The organism is Nocardia cyriacigeorgica NBRC 100375, from assembly GCF_000308555.1.
Taxonomy (GTDB): domain Bacteria; phylum Actinomycetota; class Actinomycetes; order Mycobacteriales; family Mycobacteriaceae; genus Nocardia; species Nocardia cyriacigeorgica.
On the sequence record NZ_BAFY01000080.1, the window covers coordinates 1 to 20,788 of the forward strand.

A 20,788-nucleotide genomic window follows, 5' to 3' on the forward strand; every position below is an offset into this window, starting at 1 on the left:
GGCCATCGGCACCGGGATCGGTGGCGGTGACGCGCTCATCGATTCGGTGGACAAGCTGAAGAACGGCGGCTATCGCAAGATTTCGCCGCTGGCTGTTCAGATGGTCATGCCGAACGGTCCGTCGGCGGTCGTCGGTCTCGAGCTGAAGGCCAGGGCGGGAGTGGTCACTCCGGTCTCGGCGTGCTCGTCGGGATCGGAAGCCATCGCCAACGCGTGGCGGATGATCGCCATGGGCGACGCCGACATGGTCGTCACCGGTGGTGTCGAGGGCTACATCGACTCCGTGCCGATCGCGGCGTTCTCCATGATGCGCGCGATGAGCACCCGCAACGACGATCCGAAGGGCGCCTCGCGTCCGTTCGACAAGGACCGCGACGGATTCGTCTTCGGTGAGGCCGGTGCGCTCATGGTCATCGAGACCGAGGAGCACGCCAAGGCGCGTGGGGCGACCATCCACGCTCGCCTGCTCGGTGCCGGCATCACCTCCGACGGCTTCCACCTGGTCGCGCCCGACCCCGAGGGCACCGGCGCCGCGCGCGCCATGACCAGGGCGATGCAGACCGCGGGTCTGTCCGCCAAGGACATCACCCACATCAACGCCCACGCGACTGCCACCCCGATCGGTGACACCGCGGAGGCGAAGGCCATCAACAAGGCCGTGGGCAACCACGCCTCGGTGTATGCGCCGAAATCAGCACTGGGTCACTCGATCGGCGCCGTCGGTGCCCTCGAGTCCGTGCTCACCGTACTCAGCATCCGGGACGGCATCGTCCCGCCGACGCTGAACCTGGAGAACCAGGATCCCGAGATCGACCTCGACGTGGTGAAGGGCGAAGCCCGCCGCCAGGAGATCGAGTACGCGATCAACAACTCCTTCGGTTTCGGTGGGCACAATGTCGCGCTCGCCTTCGGCCGGGCCTGACCCAGACCCGTCCGACTGCTCGAACGAACCCGGTGGGGGTTGGCCAACTGAATGGCTCGACCCCCGCCGGGCCCTCGACTTCCGCAGCTGCGATCGCGGCCGCCAATCATTGAGGAGAGAACGCGATGACTATCTTGGCACCCGCGTATCAGCAGGACACCGCCACAGATCCGCGTGATCCGCTGGGCCGGCTCCAGCGATTCTTCGATCCCGGCACCATTCTTCCCCTCCATCCGCGCGACAAGTCCGGCGTGCTGGCGGCGATCGGTGAGGTCGACGGTGTGCGCACCGTGGCCTACTGCTCGGATGCCACCGTCATGGGTGGCGCGATGGGTGTCGAGGGCTGCAAGCACATCGTCGACGCCATCGACACCGCCATCGACTCCGGGATCCCGGTGGTGGGCCTGTGGCATTCCGGTGGCGCCCGGCTGGCCGAGGGTGTCGAGGCCCTGCACGCGGTCGGCCTGGTGTTCGAGGCCATGGTCCGTGCCTCCGGTCTCGTGCCGCAGATCTCGGTGGTGCTCGGATTCGCCGCTGGTGGCGCCGCCTACGGGCCGGCGCTGACCGACATCGTGATCATGGCGCCGGAGGGCCGGGTCTTCGTGACCGGTCCGGACGTGGTGCGCAGCGTCACCGGTGAGCAGGTCGACATGGCCACCCTGGGCGGCCCGGAGACCCACGGCAAGAAGTCCGGTGTCACCCACATCGTCGCCGACGACGAGGCCGACGCCCTGCACCGCGCCCGCAGGCTGGTGTCGATGTTCGCCGAACAGGGCGAATTCGATCTGGTCGCGGCCGAGCACGGCAATGTGGACCTCAAGGCGATGCTGCCGGAGTCGGCCAAGCGGGCCTACGACGTCAAGCCGCTGGTGCACGAGCTGCTCGACAATGTCGACGGCGAGTCCAGCTTCGAGGAACTGCAGGGCGGCTACGCGCGCTCGATGGTGACCGGTCTGGGCCGCCTCGGCGGGCGCACCGTCGGTGTGCTGGCCAACAATCCGCTGCGGCTGGGTGGTTGCCTGAACTCCGAGAGCGCCGAGAAGGCGGCCCGGTTCGTGCGGTTGTGCGATGCGTTCGGGATCCCGCTGGTCGTCATCACCGATGTTCCCGGCTACCTGCCCGGCGTCAGCCAGGAGTGGGAAGGCGTGGTGCGGCGCGGGGCGAAGCTGCTGCACGCGTTCGCCGAGGCCCGGGTTCCGCGCGTCACGCTGGTGACCCGCAAGATCTACGGCGGCGCCTACATCGCGATGAACGCCCGCTCGCTCGGCGCTACCGCGGTGTACGCCTGGCCGGGCTCCGAGGTGGCCGTGATGGGCGCCAAGGCCGCGGTCGGCATCCTGCACAAGAAGGCGCTGGCCGCCGCGCCCGAGGAAGAGCGCGAGGCGCTGCACGAACGGCTCACCGCCGAGCACGAGGCCATCGCGGGCGGCGTCGAGCGCGCCATCGCCATTGGCGTGGTGGACGAGGTGATCGACCCGGCCAAGACCCGCAGCGTCATCGCGGCGGCACTGGCTGCGGCGCCGGCGCGCAAGAGCCACCACAAGAACATCCCGCTGTGATCGGCTGAGGTCGATTCGGCCGACGACGAACAGGCCCCGGAGCGTGTCCGGGGCCTGTTCGCGTTGTGCGGGAAGAGTATTCGCTGCGGTCGCCGGAGGACATGGCCGGTGTGCTGGGCGATCCCGGTCGGCGCGCTAGCTGTTCGGGCGGACTCCGACCATGGGCAGCAGGATGCGGCGGGAGAATTCGCGGGCGGCGTCTTCGTCGTCGAGGGGGATGAGCCCGTCCGGTGTGAGCGCCAGCGACTGCGCCAGGCGCGCCATGATCTCGGCGACCAGGTCGGCGTCGACATCGGCGGCGGCTTCGGCGTCGCGTAATTCGCGCAGCTTTGCGGCCAGGTAGGTGCGGCCGACGGCGAGCACCGGGCCCGCGTCGGTGGTGAGCCGGGGCAGGATCAATTCCGGTTCCGTGCGCAGCAGCCTGCGCAGCAGTTCATTGCCGGCGATGGCGGCGATGAACGCGACGAAGATTTCCACCAGTTGGTTCTCGGTGCCTTCGACAGTGCGCACCCTGGCGTCGATATCGGCGACGAACCGTTGGGCCTCACGCACACTCACCGCTTCGACCAGATCGTTCTTCGATTCGAAGCGGCGGTACAGGGTGGCGGGACTGATGCCCGCGCGGCGGGCGATCTCACCCATGCTGGTGCGCTTGATCCCGAAATCCAGGAACGCCGAGAGCGCACTTTCCAGCAGCGCCTCGCTGTCGGCGTCCGGCTTGTCGAGGATGCGCTGCAAAATGGGCGGCACGGTCGGCATCGAGTCTCCACGGGGACGGCGCACGGCATCACGGCCGTCGCGGCGGTGCGTTCGTTGCCGCAATTATGCGCCGCTGCCGACCCCGCGTAGTTCAGTGCCGCGGCAGGTCGAACTCGGCCATTTCCCTTTCGATCGCGTTGGCCGCGAAATCCACCCCGCTGGAACGTAATTCGTGCACGCGCCGCTGGAGCGCCTCGATACCGCCTGGCTGGGCCGCGATATCGGCCACACTGATCCGCCCCTTAGGCCGGTGCATACTGGACTGCTTGTACGCCACGGACTTACCTCCTGCTCGCCAGCGCGCCGCACCCATGGGTCTCGCCTGAGCACCGCGGACCGAACCGATGATCGGTGGGTCGGTGGGGGAGCCCGATCGGGCGGGCGCACTGCCAAAAATGCTAGCAGCGGATCCTACTGGACGCTTGATCAGTGTGGCGGGTATCACAGCACCTTTGCGTTGCGATGTGTGCCGCTGTGGTGCAGGTAGGCGAGCGCATTCAGGCGAATGCCATTTTGCTGATCGTCGGTGAGCTCACGGCGCACCTTGCCGGGGACGCCGGCGACCAGGGAACCGGGCGGGATCTGCGCGCCCTCCGGGATCAACGCGTTGGCCGCGATCAGGCTGCCCGCGCCGATGACCGCGCCGTTGAGCACGGTGGCGCCCATGCCGATCAGGACATCGTCTTCCACAGTGCAGCCGTGCAGGATCGCGTTGTGTCCCACCGAGACTCCGGTACCGACGACGACCGGGAAACCGGGATCGGTGTGCACCGCGCAGCAGTCCTGGATATTGCTGCGCGCGCCGATGGTGATCTGTTCGCCGTCACCGCGCAGCACGGCGTTGTACCAGATGCTCGCTTCGGCGGCGATGTGCACGCGGCCGATCAGCGTGGCGTTCACCGCGATGAAGGCGGTCTCGTCGACCTCGGGGGCGATCCCGTCGATTTCAATCCTCATGCGGAGCAACTTAGCGGGTCGGTGGCGGTCCCCGGCGGCGGCAGCGGGGCCGATGGCGTCGTCCGGGGGCCGACAGGCAGCGGACCGAGGCCGTCGCCATCTGGGCGACATGATCAGAATCGGCGCCGGCGAGCATCGGGTTGCCGGCAGGTTGCGACACCCGTGCGCGGTTCATGGCACGTGGGGGCCATCTGGGCCACGATGGCTGTATGAGGATTGGTGTGCCGGGGGAGGTCAAGGAACAGGAGTTCCGGGTGGCCCTGACGCCTGCGGGCGCCGCGGACCTCGTCGGGCGTGGACACGAGGTATCGGTGCAGGCCGGGGCGGGTGTCGGCTCAGGATTCCCCGATGCCGACTACGTCGCTGCCGGGGCGCGGTTGGTGCCCGACGCCGATGCGGTGTGGGCGTCGGCGGAGCTGGTGTTGAAGGTGAAGGAGCCGATCGCGCAGGAATATCACCGGCTGCGCGATGGGCAGGTGCTGTTCACGTATCTGCATCTGGCGGCCTCCCGTGAATGCACCGACGCGATCCTGCGCTCGGGGACCACCGCGATCGCCTATGAGACGGTGCGCGCCCCCGACGGCACGTTGCCGTTGCTCGCGCCGATGAGCGAGGTCGCGGGCAAGCTGGCCACCCAGGTCGGCGCCTACCACCTGATGGCGCCGCTGGGCGGTGCGGGTGTGTTGCTCGGCGGTGTGCCGGGGGTGCGGCCGGCCGACGTGGTGGTGCTCGGTGGCGGTGTGGCGGGTACCAACGCGGCCACCGTCGCGGCCGGGATGGGCGCGCGGGTGAGCGTGCTCGACACCAACCTGAACCGGCTGCGCGCACTGGACGACCGGTTCGGCGGACGGCTCACCACCATCGCCTCCAATGCCGCCGAAGTCGAACGGGCCGTGCTCGCCGCCGATCTGGTGATCGGCTCGGTGCTGGTACCGGGGGCGCGGGCGCCGAAGCTGGTCTCGCGCGAGTTGGTCGCGGGCATGCGGCCCGGCTCGGTCCTGGTCGACGTCGCCATCGACCAGGGCGGCTGTTTCGCCGGTTCGCATCCCACCACCCACGCGAATCCCACCTTCCTGGTGGCGAATTCGCTCTACTACTGCGTGGCGAATATGCCGGGTGCGGTTCCGCACACCGCGACCGTCGCCCTCACCAACGCCACCCTGCCCTACATCCGGGCCATCGCCGCCGACGGCTGGCAGGCCGCCTGCGCTGCCGATCCCGGGCTGGCGCATGGGCTCACCGCGGACGCCGGGCGACTGCTCTCGCCGGAAGTCGCCGCGGCACACGGGTATTCGACGGTCCGCCGAGTGGGGCTCGCGGGTTGATCTGCCGACTGTCCGTCCTGGGGCCGTAAGGTGAGCATTGCGGAGGGCTGCTCCGCCGGTGCCGGTTCGTTCTCGAATCTGCGTGGGCCCGCGCTGCACAGCACTGTGCTGTGGCTCGGGGATCACGCGGGCCTTCCGTCGCGGTGTATCTAGTCCGTCGTCGGCTGATCATCCCCGGATTCGTTCAGGAACCACGGTTCGCCCGAGTCCGGGATGTCGTGCAGCTTGTCCGGGTTGCGGATGACGTCGATCGCGGTGATCCGACCGGCGTCGACGGTGAAGGAGAAGACGCCGGTGTGCGTGCCGTCGAAGACCACGAGCCCGGGACGGCCGTTGACCAGTACCTTGCGGCCCCACGCGCGTCCCGACGGCGAGCTGTACCAGCCGAGCAGCAGCTTGGCGATGAGTTCGGCGCCGGTGACGGGCTTGCGCACGGCGGGAACCTTGCCGCCGCCGTCGGCGGTCAGGGTGACGCCGGTGTCCAGTACTCCGAGCAGGGCGCTCATATCGCCGGACCGCCATGCCAGGGCGAACGCCGACACCACTTTCTCGTGTTCGTCCGGCGAGGCCGGGAAGCGCGGAGTGCCGTCTTCGACGCGTTTGCGGGCGCGGGAGGCGAGCTGGCGCACTGCCGCCGGGGTGCGGCCGACCACCTCGGCGACCTCCGGCCCGGACATGCCGAACACATCCTGGAGCACGAACGCCGTGCGTTCGGCGGGGGACAGCGATTCGAGCACCACCAGCAGCGCCATCGTGACGCGTTCGTCCTGACTGATCTTGTCCGCCGGATCGTCCCAGTCCACCACCGTCGGCTCGGGCAGCCATTCACCGACGTACTGCTCCCGTCGTACCCGGGCCGAACCCAGGTAGTCGAGTGCCAGGCGGCCGGTCACGGTGCTCAACCAGGCCCGCAGATTGTCGATCTCGCCGACGTCGCCGGTTTCGTGCTGACGCTGCAATCGCAGCCACGCTTCCTGCACCACGTCCTCGGCGTCGGTGATGCTGCCGAGCGTGCTGTAGGCGAGTCGGCGCAGGTAGGGCCGATGTTCCTCGAACCGCCGCGCCAGTTCGGCCTGATCGATGCGCTCGCCGCGGTTGTCGATACTCACTGCGCTTCCGTCCTCGTCTGCGGCCCGGGTGCCGGGCGGTTCGGTTCCTGTCGTCGAGGTGACGACGCGGGCCGGTCGAGTGTGACATCCGCCCGGCACGGCATGGGCCTGGTGTCGGGCGGCGTGACCTGGTGGATCGGTCACAGTCCGCGCTGGTTAGGGTCGCGGGGTGGGTAGGGCTGGGTCGAGGGCTGCGGGGCTGCTGCTGGGGTTCGCGTTGGACCGGGTGTTCGGCGACCCCCGGCGCTGGCATCCGGTGGCCGGATTCGGTTCGGCGGCACTGGCATTGGAATCGGTGACCTACGCGGACCGGCGGATGGCCGGGGTGATGCACGAGGCGGTGCTCGTCGGCGCGGTGACCGGGGCCGGGTTCGCGCTGGCGCGCGGTGGAGTCGTCACGACGGCGCTGGCGACCTGGACGGTGCTCGGCGGACGCAGCCTGGCGCGGACCGGGCGGCAGATGGCCGAGCGGTTGGAGTCCGGTGACATCGACGCCGCGCGGGCGCTGCTGCCCTCGCTGTGCGGGCGCGACCCCGAAGCGCTCGACGCCGACGGGCTCGCCCGCGCCGCCCTGGAATCGATCGCGGAGAACACCTCCGACGCGACTGTCGCGCCGTTGTTCTGGGGTGCGGTGGCCGGCGTGCCCGGACTGCTCGGCTACCGCGCGATCAACACCCTCGATGCGATGGTCGGCTACCGCAACGACCGCTATCACCGCTTTGGCTGGGCCGCCGCCCGCACCGACGACCTCGCCAATCTCGCCCCTGCCCGTCTTACCGGCCTGCTCACCGTGGCGCTCGCGCCCGTGGTCGGCGGGCGACCCTCGCGGTCCTGGCGGGTGTGGCGACGTGATGCCGCCGGGCATCCGAGCCCGAATGCGGGGGTTGCCGAAGCGTCCATGGCGGGTGCGCTGGGTGTTCGCCTGGGCGGGGCCACACGCTACCGGCACGGGACCGAGCAGCGTCCCGTCCTCGGTGCGGGTCCGGCGCCTGCCGTGCCCGATCTGCGTCGCGCGGTTCGGATGTCCGAAGCGGTGCAGCTCGCCGCCGTGGTTGTGCTCGCTGGCGTGTCGGTGATACGCCTGCGTCGCTGAATGCGTGATGTTGCCATGGACGCCGTGGCGCTGCGTGCGAACCGGCAGGTGAGACTGCGATCGGTGCGGAGGGCGTGCTGGTGCGGGGCGGTGGGGTGTGGCCGGGAGTCGACGGTCAGGGTGCGAAGGCGCGCAGCGTGAGCTCGACAAGTGCATCGGCATATTCCGGGGTCAGTGGCCCGGTGCGGAGCAACCAGCGCTGGAACAGCGGGGCGTAGAGCGCTTCGAGGACCAAGTCGAGGTCGGCGTCGGCGGCCAGTTGCCCGGCGTCCTGGGCGCTGCGCAGGCGCGCCTTCTTCATCTCGTCCACGGGGCGGGCGAGCTTGTCGCGGTACAGCTCGGCCAGGCTCGGGTCGTTGATGATCTCGGTATTGAGTGCGCGGATCGGTTTCTCGAATGCCGGGTCCGCGAATTCCGCGACGGTCGCGCGCATCACCTGGCGCAGGTCAGCGCGGAGGTCGCCGGTGTCCGGAAGGGCCATGTCGTTATCGGTGCCTTCGCTGAGTGCGAGGAAGGAATCGAAGATCACCGCGCCCTTGGACGGCCACCACCGATAGATCGTCTGCTTGCCCACGCCCGCGCGCGCCGCGATGGCCTCGATGGAGGTCTTCGCGTAGCCGACCTCGTCGATGAGCTCGCGGGTGGCGGCCAGGATCGCCTGCCGGGAGCGTTCGCTGCGCCGGGAATTCTGCTCGGAAACTGGCATGAAGCCCAGGCTAGCACCGAGACGGGACGGTTCGTCTTGACACTGCGGCCGTCTTCCCGGATCCTTACCGAGACGAGACGGATCGTCTCGAATGAGAGGAGGGCGATATGACTACCGCCAAGGTCTGGTTCATCACCGGTGCTTCCCGGGGGTTGGGCAGGGCGTTCGCCGTGGCGGCGTTGGCCGCGGGAGACCGGGTGGTCGCGGCCGCCCGCAATATCGAACCGCTCGCCGATCTGGTTGCCGAGTACCCCGGCGATCTGGTTCCGCTCGCGCTCGACGTCTCCGATCGCGCCGCGGTCTTCGACGGAGTCGAGCGGGCGGTTGCCGCCTTCGGCCGACTCGACGTCGTGGTCAACAATGCGGGCGCGATGCTGTACGGGATGGTGGAAGAGGCCATCGAGCAACAGATCCGCGCCCACCTGGACGTGAACTTCTTCGGCGCCGTCTGGGTGTCGCAGGCCGTGATCCCGCATCTGCGCGCCATGGGCGGCGGCCGGATCCTGCAGATCACCTCCATGGGGAGCGTGGGCGGCTTCGCCTCGGTCGGTTTCTACGGCGCGGGCAAGGTCGCGCTGGATTCGGTCAGCGCCGCGCTGGCGATGGAGGTCGAGCAGTTCGGTATCAAGGTCACCATCGTCGAGATGGGCGGGTACGCCACCGGCCTGTTCACCGCCGGGATCACCGCCACCGAGCCCGCCCCGCGGTACGAATCCCTGCGGGCGGAACTGGCCGAGATGTGGGGCGAGGACGCCGGCCCGGACCCCAGCACCGCCGCCCCGGTCATCCTGGAACTGGCGAATCTGGCCGAGCCGCCACGGCGGATCATCGTGGGCGGAAAGTCGTTCGACCAGGTGCTCGAGCTGGACGCGGCGCGAGTCGAGGGATACCGGGAGTGGGAGGACCTCAGTCGCATGGCACCGGGCTGAGCGAAGGCGCGGGCGAATTCGCGTCGGGTCGCGTCGTCGAGTGATGGGGTGTCGAATCCGCCCCGCTGGCAGCGGTGCCGATAGCGGCGGCGCGGACGGTATTCGCTACTTGCGCGTGCGCCCGTAGCGGTCGGCGAGTCGCGCTTCGTTGGACACCCGGGCGGGTGCGGACTCGTCCCGGCTCGATTCATCGCCCGCAGCAGGGCCGTCGGACTCGTCGGCGGGCGGCCCGGCCGCCACGACCTCCGCCGGTGCAGAGGCGCTCGCCGCCCGCTCCTTACGGCGTTCCCGGAGCTCGGCCCACACGAAGTAGCCGAGGCCCAGCGGCGCCATGATGCCGAAGGCCAGCCATTGCAGGCCGTAGGACAGGTAGGGGCCGGCGTCGAGCTGGGGGAGCGGGGTGGGGGTGAAGGCGCCGGGCTGGTTCTCGGTCAGTTGCAGATAGCCGCCGCGTTCGCCGGTGGGCAGCGCGGTGATCGGCAGTTGCAGCACCTCGGCGGCCTGGCCGGTGTCGATCGAATAGACCTGGCGGTAGCCGTCCTGCACGGTCGGCAGCTTGTCCGCGCTCACGCCTTCCGAATGCCGGATCCGGGCCTCGATGCGCTGGGTTCCGGTGGGCGGCTGCTCGATCTGCGGCGGCCGTGAGCCCTCGACCGCACCCACGAGGCCGCGGTCGACCAGCAGGATGCGGCCGTCGGTCAACCGGAAGGCGGCGAGCACGGAGTAGCCGGGCGCGCCGTCGAGATGGCGCAACCGCACCAGCGCCGTCGAATCCGGGACGTAGCTGCCCTCGGCGATGACGCGACGCCATTCGGTCGCGTCGCCGTCGAACACCGTCGTCACATCGATCGCCTCGGCGTCCACCGATTCGGCGATGAGCTCATTGCGCTCGGAGGTGTCGGTGTTCTTCCCGAGCTGCCACGGCGCGAGCACGGTGAAACACAGGTAGGCGAACGCGGCGACCAGCACGGCGAGGATCAACCAGCTGGGTCGCAGCAGAAACGCCAACCGGCGCATCAGCGTCCTCCGTCGGCAATCGGTTGCGGGGCGGCGGCCAGCGCCAGGCGCACCCAGTCGAGCAGGCCGGGGATGGCGGCTTCGATCTGATCGCGGACCAGCTCGAAACCGGAGTCGGGGCCGTAGTACGGGTCGGGCACGTCGAGACCGTCGGCGTCGGGATCGAAGCTGCGCAGCAGCCTGCGCCGCTCGGACGGGATGCCGAGCTGGGCGAGCTCGCGGTCATGGCCGGAGTCCATGGCGATGACCAGGTCGGCGTCGCGGTGCCCGTCACCGAAGACGGCGGCCACGTGGCCGGTCGGGTAGCCGTGACGACGCAAGGTCGCGTTGGTGCGCGGGTCGGCGTCGGCCCCGACGTGCCAGGCCGTGGTGCCCGCGCTGCTGACCCGGACGCGATTGGCCAGCCCCGCCCGGTACAGGTGCGAGGCGAGGATCTTCTCCGCCATCGGCGACCGGCAGATGTTGCCCGTACACACGAAGACGAGCTCGAGCTGCACCGGCATCACCGATCACCGTGGAAAGCGCACACCATGTAGAACACGCAAACCAAGGTACCGACCTGCCGGATCGGTCAAACGACCGACTGGGCAATCTCGGCCGGGCGGCGCCCGATCCGGCACGTAGGGTGTGATGACGTGTCCGCCGACCGCATCGACCTTGCCGCCCTGCGCCACCACGGCGACGTGGAGGCCCGCCCGGGGCTGCTCGACTTCGCGGTGAACGTGCAGGGCAGCGCCCCGCCGGAGTGGTTGCGCGTCCGTCTGGCCGCCCGCCTCGACCAGCTCGGCCACTACCCGAGCGCCGAGGACGAGCACACGGCCCGCGTCGCCGTCGCCGCGCGCCACGGTCGCGCCCCCGAGGAGGTCCTGTTGCTGGCCGGCGCCGCCGAAGGGTTCGCGATGCTGCCACGGCTGACGCCGCGGCTGGCGGCGGTGGTGCATCCGTCGTTCACCGAACCGGAGCTGGCATTGCGCGAGGCCGGGGTCGCGGTGACGCGGGTGGTGCTGGTGCCGCCCTACGAGCTGGATCCGGGGCTGGTCCCCGAGGACGCCGACCTCGTCGTGCTCGGCAATCCCACCAACCCGACCTCGGTGCTGCACCCCGCCGACACCCTCCGCGCGCTGCGCCGCCCGGGCCGCGTCATCGTCGTCGACGAGGCCTTCGCCGACGCGGTCCCCGGCGAGCCCGAATCGCTGGCCGCCGAATCCCTGCCCGACGTGCTCGTCCTGCGTAGCCTCACCAAGACCTGGGCGCTGGCCGGGTTGCGCTGCGGATATGTCCTCGGCGCACCCGACCTGCTCGCCCGCCTTGCGCACGGCCGTCCACATTGGCCGTTGGGGACGTTGCAGCTGGAAGCGATCGCCGCGACCGCCGAACCGCACGCACTCGCTGAGACTCGCACGCAGGCCGAGCGGATCGCGCACAACCGCACCGCGATGGCCGACCGACTGACCGCCCTCGGTGTCGCCGTGCACACACCGGCGTCCGGGCCATTCCTGCTCATCCAGGTGCGCGATGGCGTCCTGCTCCGTAAACATCTGGCGGACAACGGGATAGCCGTTCGCCGCGCGGATACCTTTCCTGGGCTGGGTCCCGATCACCTGCGCCTGGCCGTCAGAAGGGAATCGGATGTGGATCGACTGATCGCGGTGATTCGTAGGGCGGACGGTGCGCGTTGATCGCGTCCGGCTCGTTGTCCGGCCTCGACGGCGGATGCCTGCGAGCGGCTCAACGGGCGGCCGGGGCTCGCCGGCCGCCGTCCGGCGTCGAGGGCGAGGCGGATGTCCGCGAACAGCGGTACGGACGGCCTGGCCGGGTCGGCTCGGCGCTACCCCGGATAGCACCGTCTTCCGCCCACCTCTGAGCGACAACTCGGAATCCCTGTCGCTCAGAGGTGGGCGGCGACATCCCCTCGGTGGGCACATCCCGGGCCGGCCGGTGGCTGCCTGCCCAGGTGTGGCTCAGCGACGCGGACTGTCGGCGGGCACTTACCAGGGCTGCCGCTGAGGTGGGCAGGTCACGAGGGAAGATGGATCGGATCGGGTCCGACGATGGAGGTTGAGCGGTGACGACGCTGGCGGAACTCATCGAAGTGCTGGATGCGGCCTACCCGCCGAAGCTGGCCGAATCGTGGGATTCGGTGGGGCTGGTGTGCGGTGATCCGGCCGAGGCGGTGCGGCGGGTGGTCTTCGCCGTCGACGCCACCGCCGCCGTCGTCGACGAGGCGATCGAGTGGGGTGCGCAGGCGCTCGTCGTGCACCATCCGCTGCTGCTGCGCGGGGTCGATACCGTCGCCGCCGACACCGCGAAAGGCGCACTGCTGCACCGGTTGATCCGTTCCGGCTGCGCCTTGTTCAGCGCGCACACCAACGCCGATTCGGCCGACCCGGGTGTCTCCGACGCGCTCGCCGCAGCGCTCGGGCTCACGGTCACCGGGCCACTCGATCCGAAGCCCGCTGCCGCCGTGGACAAGTGGGTCGTTCAGGTGCCGCGTACCGATACCGGTCGAGTGCTCGCGGCGTTGTTCGCGGCGGGCGCCGGTGGCAGCGGCAAGTACCGGGAGGCCGCCTGGACCGTGCCGGGGACCGGGCAGTTCCGGCCGATGGACGGCGCCGATCCGGCCATCGGCACCATCGGCGAGATCGAATACGTCGATGAGGACCGCATCGAACTCGTCGCACCGCCCGCCGCGCGCAGCGCCGTCCTCACCGCACTGCGCACCGCCCACCCATACGAGGAACCGGCCTTCCACCTCACCGAACGCGCGCCCCTGCCGGGCAGCCTGGGCATCGGCCGCATCGGCACCCTGCCCGAGCCGGAAACGTTGCGGGCCTTCGCCGCTCGCGCCGCCGCTGCTCTCCCGAAGACCACCTGGGGAGTGCGTGCGGCCGGCGACCCCGACCGGCTGATCCAGACCGTCGCGGTCTGCGGCGGCGCCGGCGACTCGTATCTGGACACCGTCACCCGCCGCAAAGTCGACGCCTACCTCACCGCCGACCTACGCCACCACCCCGCCGACGAGCACCTGCGCCGGCACGGGCCCGCATTGATCGACGCCGCGCACTGGGCCACCGAATTCCCCTGGTGCGCACAAGCGGAATCGGTGGTGCGAGCGAAGCTTCCGAATCTCGAGACGCATGTGTCGACATTGCGCACCGACCCGTGGACGGTGTCGGCTTCATGAGGTTGACGGCCCAGGCGCCGTCCCTGGTTCCGCTGCGGACCCAGCGCGTCGACGACTGCCGGTGCGGGCGCGACCCATATCCACCCGCCCACCCCGCATCGGAACCCCCTCGCCGGCAAGTAATTCCGGTGCTGTACCGCCGTGGCAAGTGGCGGGCGTGCCGTCGGCGTGGACGACCCGCCACCACGGCACGTCGTCATCGAGCAAGCTCATCGCCCGCCCGACCTGTCGCGGGTGCGCGCCGATGGTCCGGCCGATATCGCCGTAGGAGGCGACGGTTCCCGGGGTGATATCGAGGACCGCCGCACGGACCTCGTCGACGATGCTCATCGGGCGGTCCGCCCGTGCCGGCGTTCGTAGTCTGCGCGTTCGGCGGCACCCTTCTGCCGCTCACGCAGATCGGCCAGCGCCGGGTCGAGCTCGTGCTTGACCAGCCGATGGCGTCGATAGACATACATCAACGCGACCGTGAAATAGATCAGCGGCAGATACAGCAGCGCCATCATCGCCAACCCCATCCCCAGCGGGCCGGGAATGAGCAGGAACAAGCACAGCGGCACGATGACCGGCACCAGGATGCGCGTCAGATACCGGCGAGCGGCCCCGGGCCCGGTGAGGTCATCGATCACCCACTCGTGCATCGACGCGGGCAGCGTGCCACCACAGATATACCGAATCCGCTGGACGAAACTCGGTGTGGTGGGGGCGCTGGTCACCCACCGAGCCTATCGCCGCGGCGATGGACGGCCATCTGGGCGCGGTTCATCGACAAGCTGCCGTGTGAGCGCAGTGGGACGTCGGATTGCTTCTCGAGCCGGGCGACGACATCGACCGCGTCGCCGGTTTAGACGGTCGCGTTCGGCCAATCGAGCGGTTCGGTCAGCGTGCTCGACACCACCGTTGCCGGCAGATTCCACATCCGGGTCACCCACGGGTCGCCGACCTCCTCGGCACCGGGGGCCAGGAGCTCGGTGAAGGTGCGGTAGGTGTTGGCGCCGAACCGGACAACGCGGCGGAATTCGTCGCCTCACACCTTGCGGGCTTCGATCAGGAATCTCGTCGAGTGTGCGATGAAGGGGCCCTCGGTCTCGATCCGCTCGTGCAGCTCCCGCAGGCGAGCGCGGTATTCGGCGACTGTGAAACCGGGCACCATCCAGATCACCTTGCGCAGGAAATAGATCACCGCGCCGATGTCGAAGAACTCCATGCGCAGCCGTTCATAGCGCAGGTCGGCCACGTGCAGGCCTGCGGCTTCGGCGTCGGCGCGTTCGTCGTCCGGATGACGTTTGCGCCGCACGGATTCCGGTTGCGGTCCGAGGAAGTATTCGACGAGTTCGAACACGCTCGCCGGGCCGACGTGCTGGGCGAAGTAGCTGCCGCCGGGTTCGAGCACGCGGGCGATTTCGGTCCACCACACGGTGGCCGGATGGCGGCTGGTCACCAGGTCGAAGGCGGCGTCGGCGAACGGGAGCGGCGGTTCGTCGGGATCGGCCACCACGACGACCCCGCGAGGGCGAAGCAGTGCGGTGGCCTTGGCGACATTGGGCGGCCAGGATTCGGTGGCGGCCATGACCGGTGGCAGCGTCGCGGCTCCCGCCAGTACCTCGCCGCCGCCGGTCTGGATGTCCAGCGCCGCGGTGGCCTGCGCCAGGCGTGCGCTCATCAGCCGCTGATAACCCCAGCTCGGGCGTTGCTCGGTGGCACGACCGTCCAGCCAGGAGAAGTCCCAGCCCGCCACCGGCGCCGCCTCCGCCTCGGTCACAAGCTCCTCGAATGTTCGCCGCATGAGCGCATCATGCCGTTCGGGCGCGTGCGGAGGCCAGCGAGTTTCTCGACACCTTGCGTGTACGTATACATCTACGTATAGTCGTCGGCAGCCGCACGTTATACGTATACATCTACGTACAACGACGCGGAGGTGAATCGACCCGAGGAGAACCTATGCCCACCTTCCAGACCCCCGACCCCATCACCGTCGACATCGACGTGGCCTGCGGCGACATCACCGTCACCGCGTCGGAGCGCACCGATACCGTCGTGCAGATCCGGCCCACCGATCCGGGCGACAAGGACGACGTGCGCGCCGCCGAGCAGATCCGGGTCGATTTCGTCGCCGGGAAGCTCACGGTGAAGCAGCAGTCGCGCGGCTGGCGCGAGGTCACCCGGTTCCGGGGCTGCCCCTCGATCCAGGTGAGCATCGAGGTGCCCGCCGGCTCACGGCTCGACGCCACGACCGCGGCCGGTCGCGTGCTCGGTGCCGGTGAGCTCGGTGCATGCGATCTGAAGGTGTCCGCCGGTGACATTACCGTCGAGCGCCCGCGCGGTTCGGTGACGGCGAAAACCGATATGGGCAGCATCCGGATCGGCGCGGCCGCGCGCGGTGAACTGCGGCTGGAAACCTCCATGGGCAACCTCGACATCGGCATCCGCCCGGGGACCGCGGCCCGGTTGGAGACCCGCGCACTGTGCGGCACGGTGCAGAACCTGATGGAGCCGGTCGACAAAACCGTCCGGGACGACGACGTCGTCCGCGTGTACGCGCGTAACTCCTACGGCAACGTCACCATCCAGCACGCCGTCGCCGTATGACGTGAAAAGGGGCGGCGTCAGCCGAGCAGGCGCTGCTCCTTGGCGACGGCCACGGCGGCCGCTCTGGTATCCACGCCGAGTTTCGCGTAGATGCGGCCGAGGTGGGTCTTGACCGTCGCTTCGCTGATGTGCAGGGCCTTGGCGATCTCCCGGTTGCCGAGGCCGTGCGCGAGCTGGGCGAGAATGTCGGTTTCACGGGTGGTGAGACCGGGCCGCGGGTCGCGCATGCGGGCCATTACCCGGCCGGCCACCGGCGCCGACAAGGCGGTGCGCCCGGCGGCGGCGGTGTGGATGGCGGCGAAGAGTTCCTCCGGCGGTTCGGCTTTGAGCAGATAGCCGGTGGCGCCCGCGGCGATAGCACGGGTGATGTCGGCATCGGTGTCGAAGGTGGTGAGGACCAGCACGTGCGGGCGCGGCTCGGGCAGAGCGGTGATCCGGCGGGTGGCTTCCACGCCGTCGAAGTCGCCGCCGAGCTGTAGATCCATGAGCACGACGTCTGGGTGCAGCGCGGCCGCCAGCGTCACCACTTCGGCGCCGCTGCCCGCCTCGCCGATGACGTCGATATCGGGCGCGCTGTCCAGCAGCGCCCGCAGGCCCGCCCGGACGACGAGGTGATCATCGCAGATCAGCAGGCGCACAGCCGGATTCGTCATGCTCGCTCCAGAGGGATCGCGGCCGAGAGTACGGCGCCTTCACCGGGCGCGGACTCGATGGTGAGGGTGCCGCCGAGCTGCTGGAGGCGGGCCCGGATCGCGGGCAGGCCGTAGCCGCGATCGCGCCCGGAGCCGTCCGCGGCGGCGGGGTCGAATCCGCGGCCATCGTCGGCGATGTCGAGCAGCAGCCGATCGTCGAGGTAGGTGAGGGTGACGGTAGCGGTACGGGCGGCGGCGTGCTCGCGGATATTGGCCAGCGCGCCCTGCGCGATGCGCAGCACGGTGGCCTCGATCCGGCCGGGTAGCTGCACGGGTGTGCCGTCGATGACGTAGCGCACCGTCAGGTCATCGGAGCTCTCCCGCTCGGCCAGCGTCCGCAGGGCGGCCTCCAGCGAACCCGTCGCGGCCAGATCGGCGGGCGCCAGATCGTGCACGAAGCGGCGGGCTTCGGCGAGATTCTGTTCGGCGACGGTGGCGGCGGTGCGCACATGTGAGCGCGCGCGTGCGGGATCGCTGTCCCAGATCCGGTCGGCGGCTTGCAGCAGCATCCGCTGACTCGACAATCCCTGCGCCACGGTGTCGTGGATTTCGCCGGCGAGGCGCTGCCGTTCGGCCAGCGTGCCCTCTCGGCGTTCGGTGGCCGCCAGCTCTTGCCTGGTGCGCAGCAGGTCGTCGATGAGTCCGGCTTGACGCACCGTCTGGTGGCGCATCTGTATGAATAACGCCGTGGTCACCGCGGCCACCGCGGGCGGTGCCAGCAACAGATTCGGATCACCCCACCCGGCCAGCCGCACCTGCGTGAGCACCACCAGCCCGGTGAGCACCACCACCAGGCCCACCGCGACCCGCATGGGCAGAATCCGAAAACCGGTGTACAGCAAGGGCACCGCGCACCAGGCGAAGCTGGGAGCCAGCACTACCAGCACCGCCCAGCAGGCGACGAGCAGGGCGAACCACACGGACCCGCGCCGCCCGCGCGGCGCGCCCGCCACGTACAGCAACGCGAGCAGACCGGACAGCGCCAGCACCCAGCCGGACTGCGGACTGCCGGGATGACGGATCAGGAAACGAGCCAGCGAGGCGCCCAGCAACACATAGAACGTCGCGTGCATGACGATGGCGAGCACGCGTTCCTCACTCTGATCGGTCGTGGAAACCTCCGGCACCGCCACCTCCTCCATCGCGTCGAACTGGGTAAACACCTTCATTCTGCCGTGCGGTTCGCGGTGGCGGGGTCAACCGATCGGATGACCCCGGTATCGGCCGGACAGTTGCGCAAGGACAGCCGCGGAGCCGATGGCAAACCCCTGGCAGCCGCCGAGGATTGATGGTGAACCGAATGGCGACCGCCGTTCACCGAGACGAGGAGACCCCATGAACTCGCGTAGCACCCTGGCCACCCGCACCCGGATCGCCATCGGCGGCGCCGCCGTCGCCGCCATCGCGGCGGGCACCGTCGGCATCGTCTCCGTCGGCGCCGACACCCCGCAGCAGGCACAGGTGGCGCCGGTCGCGGTGAATGCCGCCGCGGGCAACATCACCCACAGCGCGCACCTCACCATCGACGCCGCCACCGAGGCGGCCCAGGCGGCTCTCGACGCCGCCCGCATGGAGAATCAGCGCGTCAGCGTGGCTGTGGTGGACCGCAACGGCAACACCATCGTCACGTTGCGCGGCGACGGCGCGGGCCCGCAGTCCTATGAGTCGGCCGAGAAGAAGGCCTACACCGCTGTCTCCTGGAACGCGCCGACCTCGAAGCTGGCCGAGCGCCTGGAATCGGCCCCGCACCTGGCCGATATCCCCGGCACCTTGTTCCTCGGTGGCGGCGCCCCGGTGGCCGTCGAGGGCTCGCCGATCGCGGGAATCGGTGTGGCCGGTGCGCCCAGCGGTGATCTGGACGAGAAGTTCGCTGAGGCGGGTGCGGCGACCCTGCGCGACTGACGCACTGCCGAATGCCCCGCTCGCGGTGTGCTCCGGCGACGCAGCGCCGGCTGCGCTCCCGGGAGTGGTTCGGGTGCCGGCCGTGGCGCTTCCAGGGCTCGCGCAGACCGCTCCCGACTACACAGTGGTCTGGCGGCCGGACACCGCCGGGGGAAGGCCTATCTCGGCGTCAGCGTGACCGGCAACGCCGATGGCGACAGCACGAAATCGCGATTCGATGCCCGCACAACGTAATCCGGGTCCGGCGTCGGCTTCCAACGGGCGAAGAACGCCGCGGAGGCGAGAGTGATCTCCAGCATGGCGAAGTGGTCGCCGAGGCAGCGGCGCCGGCCCACGCCGAACGACAGGCTCGATTTCTTATCGATCTCCTCCGCGCGCGCGGGGGACCAGCGGTCAGGGTCGAAGGCTTCGGGATTGGGGTAGTAGCGCTTGTCGTGCTGCACCATGTACGGGCTGAACATGACCGCGGTGCCGTCGGGGATGGTGACGCCGCCGATGGTGACGTCTCCGTCGGCGGTAGCGGCGCTGATCCACGGACCCCAGAAGCGGATCGTCTCCGACACGATCTGCTTGAGATAGGGCAGCGAGTTGATGTGCTCGGCGCGCACCGGCCCGGAACCGACGACCTCGTCGAGTTCGCGGTAGAGCCGGTCGGCGACCTCGGGTCTGCGCATCACTTCATGCCAGAGCCAGCCGGCGAGCGAGGCCATCGAGCCGACGCCGCCTGCCAGCATGAGGATCGCCTCATCGATGATGTGCTCGTCGGACAGGGTGGCGCCGGTCTCGTCGTCGCGGTGGCGGATCAGCGCCGACACCACATCGTTGAAATCTTCGTCGCGGCGGCGGTATTCGGCGATCACGTCGCCGATGGCGCCGCGCAGGTGCCGGGATTTGCGTTCCCACCGCCAGTTCGCGATCACCCGCAACCTGCGGATCTGCGGCGGCATGGCGGTGCGGATGATGACCTGGCTGAGCAGCCACGGCACATTGTCGCGGATCTCACGGCGCGCCGAATCGCTGAAACTGGCCTTGAACAGGGTGGAGGACACGGTGTCGAGCACCAGCCCGTGCGCCTCGTCCATCAGGTTCACCGTCGTGCCCGATGGCAGGCTCGATGACCACGCGTCGGCGATATCGGCTGCGGCTCTTGTGTATTCGGCCAGCCGGCTCTGGCGCAGGGCGGGCGCGATCATCCGGCGGCGCAGCTTGTGTTCGGCGCCGCGCAGGACGTTCACCGATCCGCCTGCCACGTCCTTGATCGCCTCGCGCAGATCCTCGCGATTGAACTCGGCCTCACCCAACCCGACCTCACGCACCAGATCGGGCGTGGTGAGCAGGTATCCGGTCTTCTGGCCGAAATGCAGCCGCACGATCGGTCCGAGTTCCGACAGCGAGGTCACGAATCCCGGTGCGTCACGCAGCGCGCGCAGGCTGTGGCCGACGAGCGGCAGGCCGCCGGGCGCGGTGGGGATATCGGCGAGGCTGCGCGGCATCACGTGTTCCGGACTGGCCGCCGCCTCCTCGATCGCCTGCCGATAGACCTCGCTCACCGCGCCGATCTGCCGGGATTGCCGTACGTCGTCGCTGTGCTTGGACTGCACCGCGCGCATCTCGGCCAGCGCGCTGCGATCGGCCGCCAGCCGGGTCAGCGTTCCCGCGATCCCCTTCGCCGAGGGATCGCCTGTGCATACCCCGCCACCGGCGGGCACCGACTCCGCAAGCATGGGATCGCAATAGATGACGGGCAGCCCCACCGCGACGGCTTCCAGCAGCACCATGCCCTGGGTGTCGAAACCGGTGGACGGAAACAGCAACGCGTCGGCCTTGGTCATCGCATTCAGGCATTCGTCCTGAGTCACCCTGCCGTGCAATCGGATTCGTTCGCCCAGGCCGTGTTCGGCGATCAGGTCGGCAGCGGCGTCGCGCTGATCGCCCTCGCCGTAGATGTCCAATGTGCACCCGGGCGCCAGGCGCACCGCGTCGATCGCTTCCAGCGGCCGTTTCTCCGCCGACAGCCTGCCACACCAGATCAGTTGCAACGGACC

General features: G+C 69.6%; 22 protein-coding genes and 1 pseudogene. 9 read left to right on the plus strand and 14 right to left on the minus strand.

Annotated features, from left to right (window positions below; all coding sequences use genetic code 11):
- On the plus strand, positions 1-922 hold a 922-nt coding region (locus RJ05_RS08010; protein ID WP_036534985.1), incomplete at its 5' end, for a beta-ketoacyl-ACP synthase II.
- A gap of 125 nt (positions 923-1,047) precedes the next feature.
- The gene (locus RJ05_RS08015; protein WP_036534988.1) at positions 1,048-2,481 is read left to right on the plus strand and encodes an acyl-CoA carboxylase subunit beta; all 1,434 of its coding nucleotides are present in this window, start codon (positions 1,048-1,050) and stop codon (positions 2,479-2,481) included.
- A gap of 135 nt (positions 2,482-2,616) precedes the next feature.
- On the opposite strand, the gene RJ05_RS08020 is transcribed toward RJ05_RS08015, so the two are convergent.
- The 3 genes from RJ05_RS08020 to RJ05_RS08030 form a co-directional block, all read right to left on the minus strand.
- Positions 2,617-3,240 (minus strand): TetR/AcrR family transcriptional regulator, encoded by a 624-nt coding sequence (locus RJ05_RS08020; protein WP_051016347.1) that lies wholly within the window; start codon positions 3,238-3,240, stop codon positions 2,617-2,619.
- A gap of 91 nt (positions 3,241-3,331) precedes the next feature.
- A complete protein-coding gene (locus tag RJ05_RS08025) occupies positions 3,332-3,517 on the minus strand; it encodes a hypothetical protein (protein ID WP_036535025.1) in 186 nt (61 codons plus the stop codon).
- A gap of 164 nt (positions 3,518-3,681) precedes the next feature.
- Positions 3,682-4,197 carry a gamma carbonic anhydrase family protein gene (locus RJ05_RS08030; RefSeq protein ID WP_036534990.1) on the minus strand — a complete coding sequence of 172 codons (516 nt, stop codon included), beginning with the start codon at positions 4,195-4,197 and terminating at the stop codon, positions 3,682-3,684.
- Between the two features lie 209 nt (positions 4,198-4,406).
- On the opposite strand from RJ05_RS08030, the gene ald reads away from it, so the two are divergent.
- Complete coding sequence (ald, locus tag RJ05_RS08035; RefSeq protein ID WP_036534993.1) at positions 4,407-5,522, plus strand: alanine dehydrogenase; 1,116 nt, start codon at positions 4,407-4,409, stop codon at positions 5,520-5,522.
- Between the two features lie 149 nt (positions 5,523-5,671).
- Here ald and sigJ read toward each other — a convergent pair whose 3' ends face one another.
- Complete coding sequence (gene sigJ / locus RJ05_RS08040; RefSeq protein WP_081597225.1) at positions 5,672-6,631, minus strand: RNA polymerase sigma factor SigJ; 960 nt, start codon at positions 6,629-6,631, stop codon at positions 5,672-5,674.
- 169 nt (positions 6,632-6,800) lie between these two features.
- Between sigJ and RJ05_RS08045 the strand changes: the two genes are divergently transcribed.
- Entirely contained in the window at positions 6,801-7,724 is a 924-nt protein-coding gene (locus tag RJ05_RS08045; RefSeq protein ID WP_036534994.1) for a cobalamin biosynthesis protein, read from the plus strand.
- A gap of 115 nt (positions 7,725-7,839) precedes the next feature.
- Here RJ05_RS08045 and RJ05_RS08050 read toward each other — a convergent pair whose 3' ends face one another.
- Positions 7,840-8,430, minus strand: a complete 591-nt coding sequence (locus tag RJ05_RS08050; protein WP_036534996.1) for a TetR/AcrR family transcriptional regulator — start codon at positions 8,428-8,430, stop codon at positions 7,840-7,842.
- Between the two features lie 107 nt (positions 8,431-8,537).
- Here RJ05_RS08050 and RJ05_RS08055 point away from each other — a divergent pair, with 107 nt between their 5' ends.
- Positions 8,538-9,359 carry an SDR family NAD(P)-dependent oxidoreductase gene (locus RJ05_RS08055; RefSeq protein ID WP_036534998.1) on the plus strand — a complete coding sequence of 274 codons (822 nt, stop codon included), beginning with the start codon at positions 8,538-8,540 and terminating at the stop codon, positions 9,357-9,359.
- A 105-nt stretch (positions 9,360-9,464) separates the two neighbouring features.
- Here RJ05_RS08055 and RJ05_RS08060 read toward each other — a convergent pair whose 3' ends face one another.
- Positions 9,465-10,376 (minus strand): SURF1 family cytochrome oxidase biogenesis protein, encoded by a 912-nt coding sequence (locus RJ05_RS08060; protein WP_036535002.1) that lies wholly within the window; start codon positions 10,374-10,376, stop codon positions 9,465-9,467.
- Positions 10,376-10,879 carry a low molecular weight protein-tyrosine-phosphatase gene (locus RJ05_RS08065; RefSeq protein WP_036535005.1) on the minus strand — a complete coding sequence of 168 codons (504 nt, stop codon included), beginning with the start codon at positions 10,877-10,879 and terminating at the stop codon, positions 10,376-10,378. The genes RJ05_RS08060 and RJ05_RS08065 overlap by 1 nt, the downstream gene beginning before the upstream one ends.
- 132 nt (positions 10,880-11,011) lie before the next feature.
- Between RJ05_RS08065 and cobC the strand changes: the two genes are divergently transcribed.
- Together cobC and RJ05_RS08075 are read left to right on the plus strand one after the other, a co-directional pair.
- Positions 11,012-12,055, plus strand: coding sequence for an Rv2231c family histidinol phosphate aminotransferase CobC (gene cobC, locus RJ05_RS08070; RefSeq protein ID WP_036535008.1), 1,044 nt, complete (start codon positions 11,012-11,014; stop codon positions 12,053-12,055).
- Between the two features lie 386 nt (positions 12,056-12,441).
- The gene (locus RJ05_RS08075; protein ID WP_036535010.1) at positions 12,442-13,560 is read left to right on the plus strand and encodes a Nif3-like dinuclear metal center hexameric protein; all 1,119 of its coding nucleotides are present in this window, start codon (positions 12,442-12,444) and stop codon (positions 13,558-13,560) included.
- On the opposite strand, the gene RJ05_RS29850 is transcribed toward RJ05_RS08075, so the two are convergent.
- The 4 genes and pseudogenes from RJ05_RS29850 to RJ05_RS08095 all read right to left on the minus strand — a co-directional run bounded on the left by RJ05_RS29850 (position 13,555) and on the right by RJ05_RS08095 (position 15,346).
- Positions 13,555-13,890, minus strand: a complete 336-nt coding sequence (locus RJ05_RS29850; RefSeq protein WP_081597226.1) for an MGMT family protein — start codon at positions 13,888-13,890, stop codon at positions 13,555-13,557. The genes RJ05_RS08075 and RJ05_RS29850 overlap by 6 nt on opposite strands.
- Complete coding sequence (locus RJ05_RS08085) at positions 13,887-14,276, minus strand: DUF5313 family protein (RefSeq protein ID WP_036535013.1); 390 nt, start codon at positions 14,274-14,276, stop codon at positions 13,887-13,889. The genes RJ05_RS29850 and RJ05_RS08085 overlap by 4 nt, the downstream gene beginning before the upstream one ends.
- Before the next feature lie 29 nt (positions 14,277-14,305).
- Positions 14,306-14,560: pseudogene (locus tag RJ05_RS32165) on the minus strand (dihydrofolate reductase family protein); the annotation flags it as partial.
- A gap of 27 nt (positions 14,561-14,587) precedes the next feature.
- A complete protein-coding gene (locus RJ05_RS08095; RefSeq protein ID WP_036535015.1) occupies positions 14,588-15,346 on the minus strand; it encodes a class I SAM-dependent methyltransferase in 759 nt (252 codons plus the stop codon).
- Positions 15,347-15,501: 155 nt separating this feature from the next.
- Here RJ05_RS08095 and RJ05_RS08100 point away from each other — a divergent pair, with 155 nt between their 5' ends.
- Positions 15,502-16,149 (plus strand): DUF4097 family beta strand repeat-containing protein, encoded by a 648-nt coding sequence (locus RJ05_RS08100; RefSeq protein ID WP_036535017.1) that lies wholly within the window; start codon positions 15,502-15,504, stop codon positions 16,147-16,149.
- A 17-nt stretch (positions 16,150-16,166) separates the two neighbouring features.
- Here RJ05_RS08100 and RJ05_RS08105 read toward each other — a convergent pair whose 3' ends face one another.
- Both RJ05_RS08105 and RJ05_RS08110 read right to left on the minus strand, forming a co-directional pair.
- The gene (locus tag RJ05_RS08105) at positions 16,167-16,802 is read right to left on the minus strand and encodes a response regulator (RefSeq protein WP_036535018.1); all 636 of its coding nucleotides are present in this window, start codon (positions 16,800-16,802) and stop codon (positions 16,167-16,169) included.
- The gene (locus tag RJ05_RS08110) at positions 16,799-18,010 is read right to left on the minus strand and encodes a sensor histidine kinase (protein WP_255220922.1); all 1,212 of its coding nucleotides are present in this window, start codon (positions 18,008-18,010) and stop codon (positions 16,799-16,801) included. Before RJ05_RS08110 ends, RJ05_RS08105 begins: the two co-directional genes overlap by 4 nt.
- 166 nt (positions 18,011-18,176) lie before the next feature.
- Between RJ05_RS08110 and RJ05_RS08115 the strand changes: the two genes are divergently transcribed.
- Complete coding sequence (locus RJ05_RS08115) at positions 18,177-18,743, plus strand: GlcG/HbpS family heme-binding protein (RefSeq protein WP_036535020.1); 567 nt, start codon at positions 18,177-18,179, stop codon at positions 18,741-18,743.
- A gap of 158 nt (positions 18,744-18,901) precedes the next feature.
- Here the strand turns inward: RJ05_RS08115 and RJ05_RS08120 are convergent.
- A partial coding sequence (locus tag RJ05_RS08120; RefSeq protein WP_036535032.1) for a cytochrome P450 occupies positions 18,902-20,788 on the minus strand: 1,887 nt, incomplete at its 5' end.

What these genes read in the sequence shown, in the direction of transcription:
- RJ05_RS08015 (WP_036534988.1), top strand. Translation starts at nt 1,048, where the DNA reads ATGACTATCTTGGCACCCGCGTATCAGCAGGACACCGCCACAGATCCG.
- RJ05_RS08020 (WP_051016347.1), bottom strand. Translation starts at nt 3,240, where the DNA reads ATGCCGACCGTGCCGCCCATTTTGCAGCGCATCCTCGACAAGCCGGAC.
- RJ05_RS08030 (WP_036534990.1), bottom strand. Translation starts at nt 4,197, where the DNA reads ATGAGGATTGAAATCGACGGGATCGCCCCCGAGGTCGACGAGACCGCC.
- ald (WP_036534993.1), top strand. Translation starts at nt 4,407, where the DNA reads ATGAGGATTGGTGTGCCGGGGGAGGTCAAGGAACAGGAGTTCCGGGTG.
- RJ05_RS08050 (WP_036534996.1), bottom strand. Translation starts at nt 8,430, where the DNA reads ATGCCAGTTTCCGAGCAGAATTCCCGGCGCAGCGAACGCTCCCGGCAG.
- RJ05_RS08055 (WP_036534998.1), top strand. Translation starts at nt 8,538, where the DNA reads ATGACTACCGCCAAGGTCTGGTTCATCACCGGTGCTTCCCGGGGGTTG.
- RJ05_RS08060 (WP_036535002.1), bottom strand. Translation starts at nt 10,376, where the DNA reads ATGCGCCGGTTGGCGTTTCTGCTGCGACCCAGCTGGTTGATCCTCGCC.
- RJ05_RS08065 (WP_036535005.1), bottom strand. Translation starts at nt 10,879, where the DNA reads ATGCCGGTGCAGCTCGAGCTCGTCTTCGTGTGTACGGGCAACATCTGC.
- RJ05_RS29850 (WP_081597226.1), bottom strand. Translation starts at nt 13,890, where the DNA reads ATGAGCATCGTCGACGAGGTCCGTGCGGCGGTCCTCGATATCACCCCG.
- RJ05_RS08095 (WP_036535015.1), bottom strand. Translation starts at nt 15,346, where the DNA reads ATGCGGCGAACATTCGAGGAGCTTGTGACCGAGGCGGAGGCGGCGCCG.
- RJ05_RS08100 (WP_036535017.1), top strand. Translation starts at nt 15,502, where the DNA reads ATGCCCACCTTCCAGACCCCCGACCCCATCACCGTCGACATCGACGTG.
- RJ05_RS08105 (WP_036535018.1), bottom strand. Translation starts at nt 16,802, where the DNA reads ATGACGAATCCGGCTGTGCGCCTGCTGATCTGCGATGATCACCTCGTC.
- RJ05_RS08110 (WP_255220922.1), bottom strand. Translation starts at nt 18,010, where the DNA reads ATGAAGGTGTTTACCCAGTTCGACGCGATGGAGGAGGTGGCGGTGCCG.
- RJ05_RS08115 (WP_036535020.1), top strand. Translation starts at nt 18,177, where the DNA reads ATGAACTCGCGTAGCACCCTGGCCACCCGCACCCGGATCGCCATCGGC.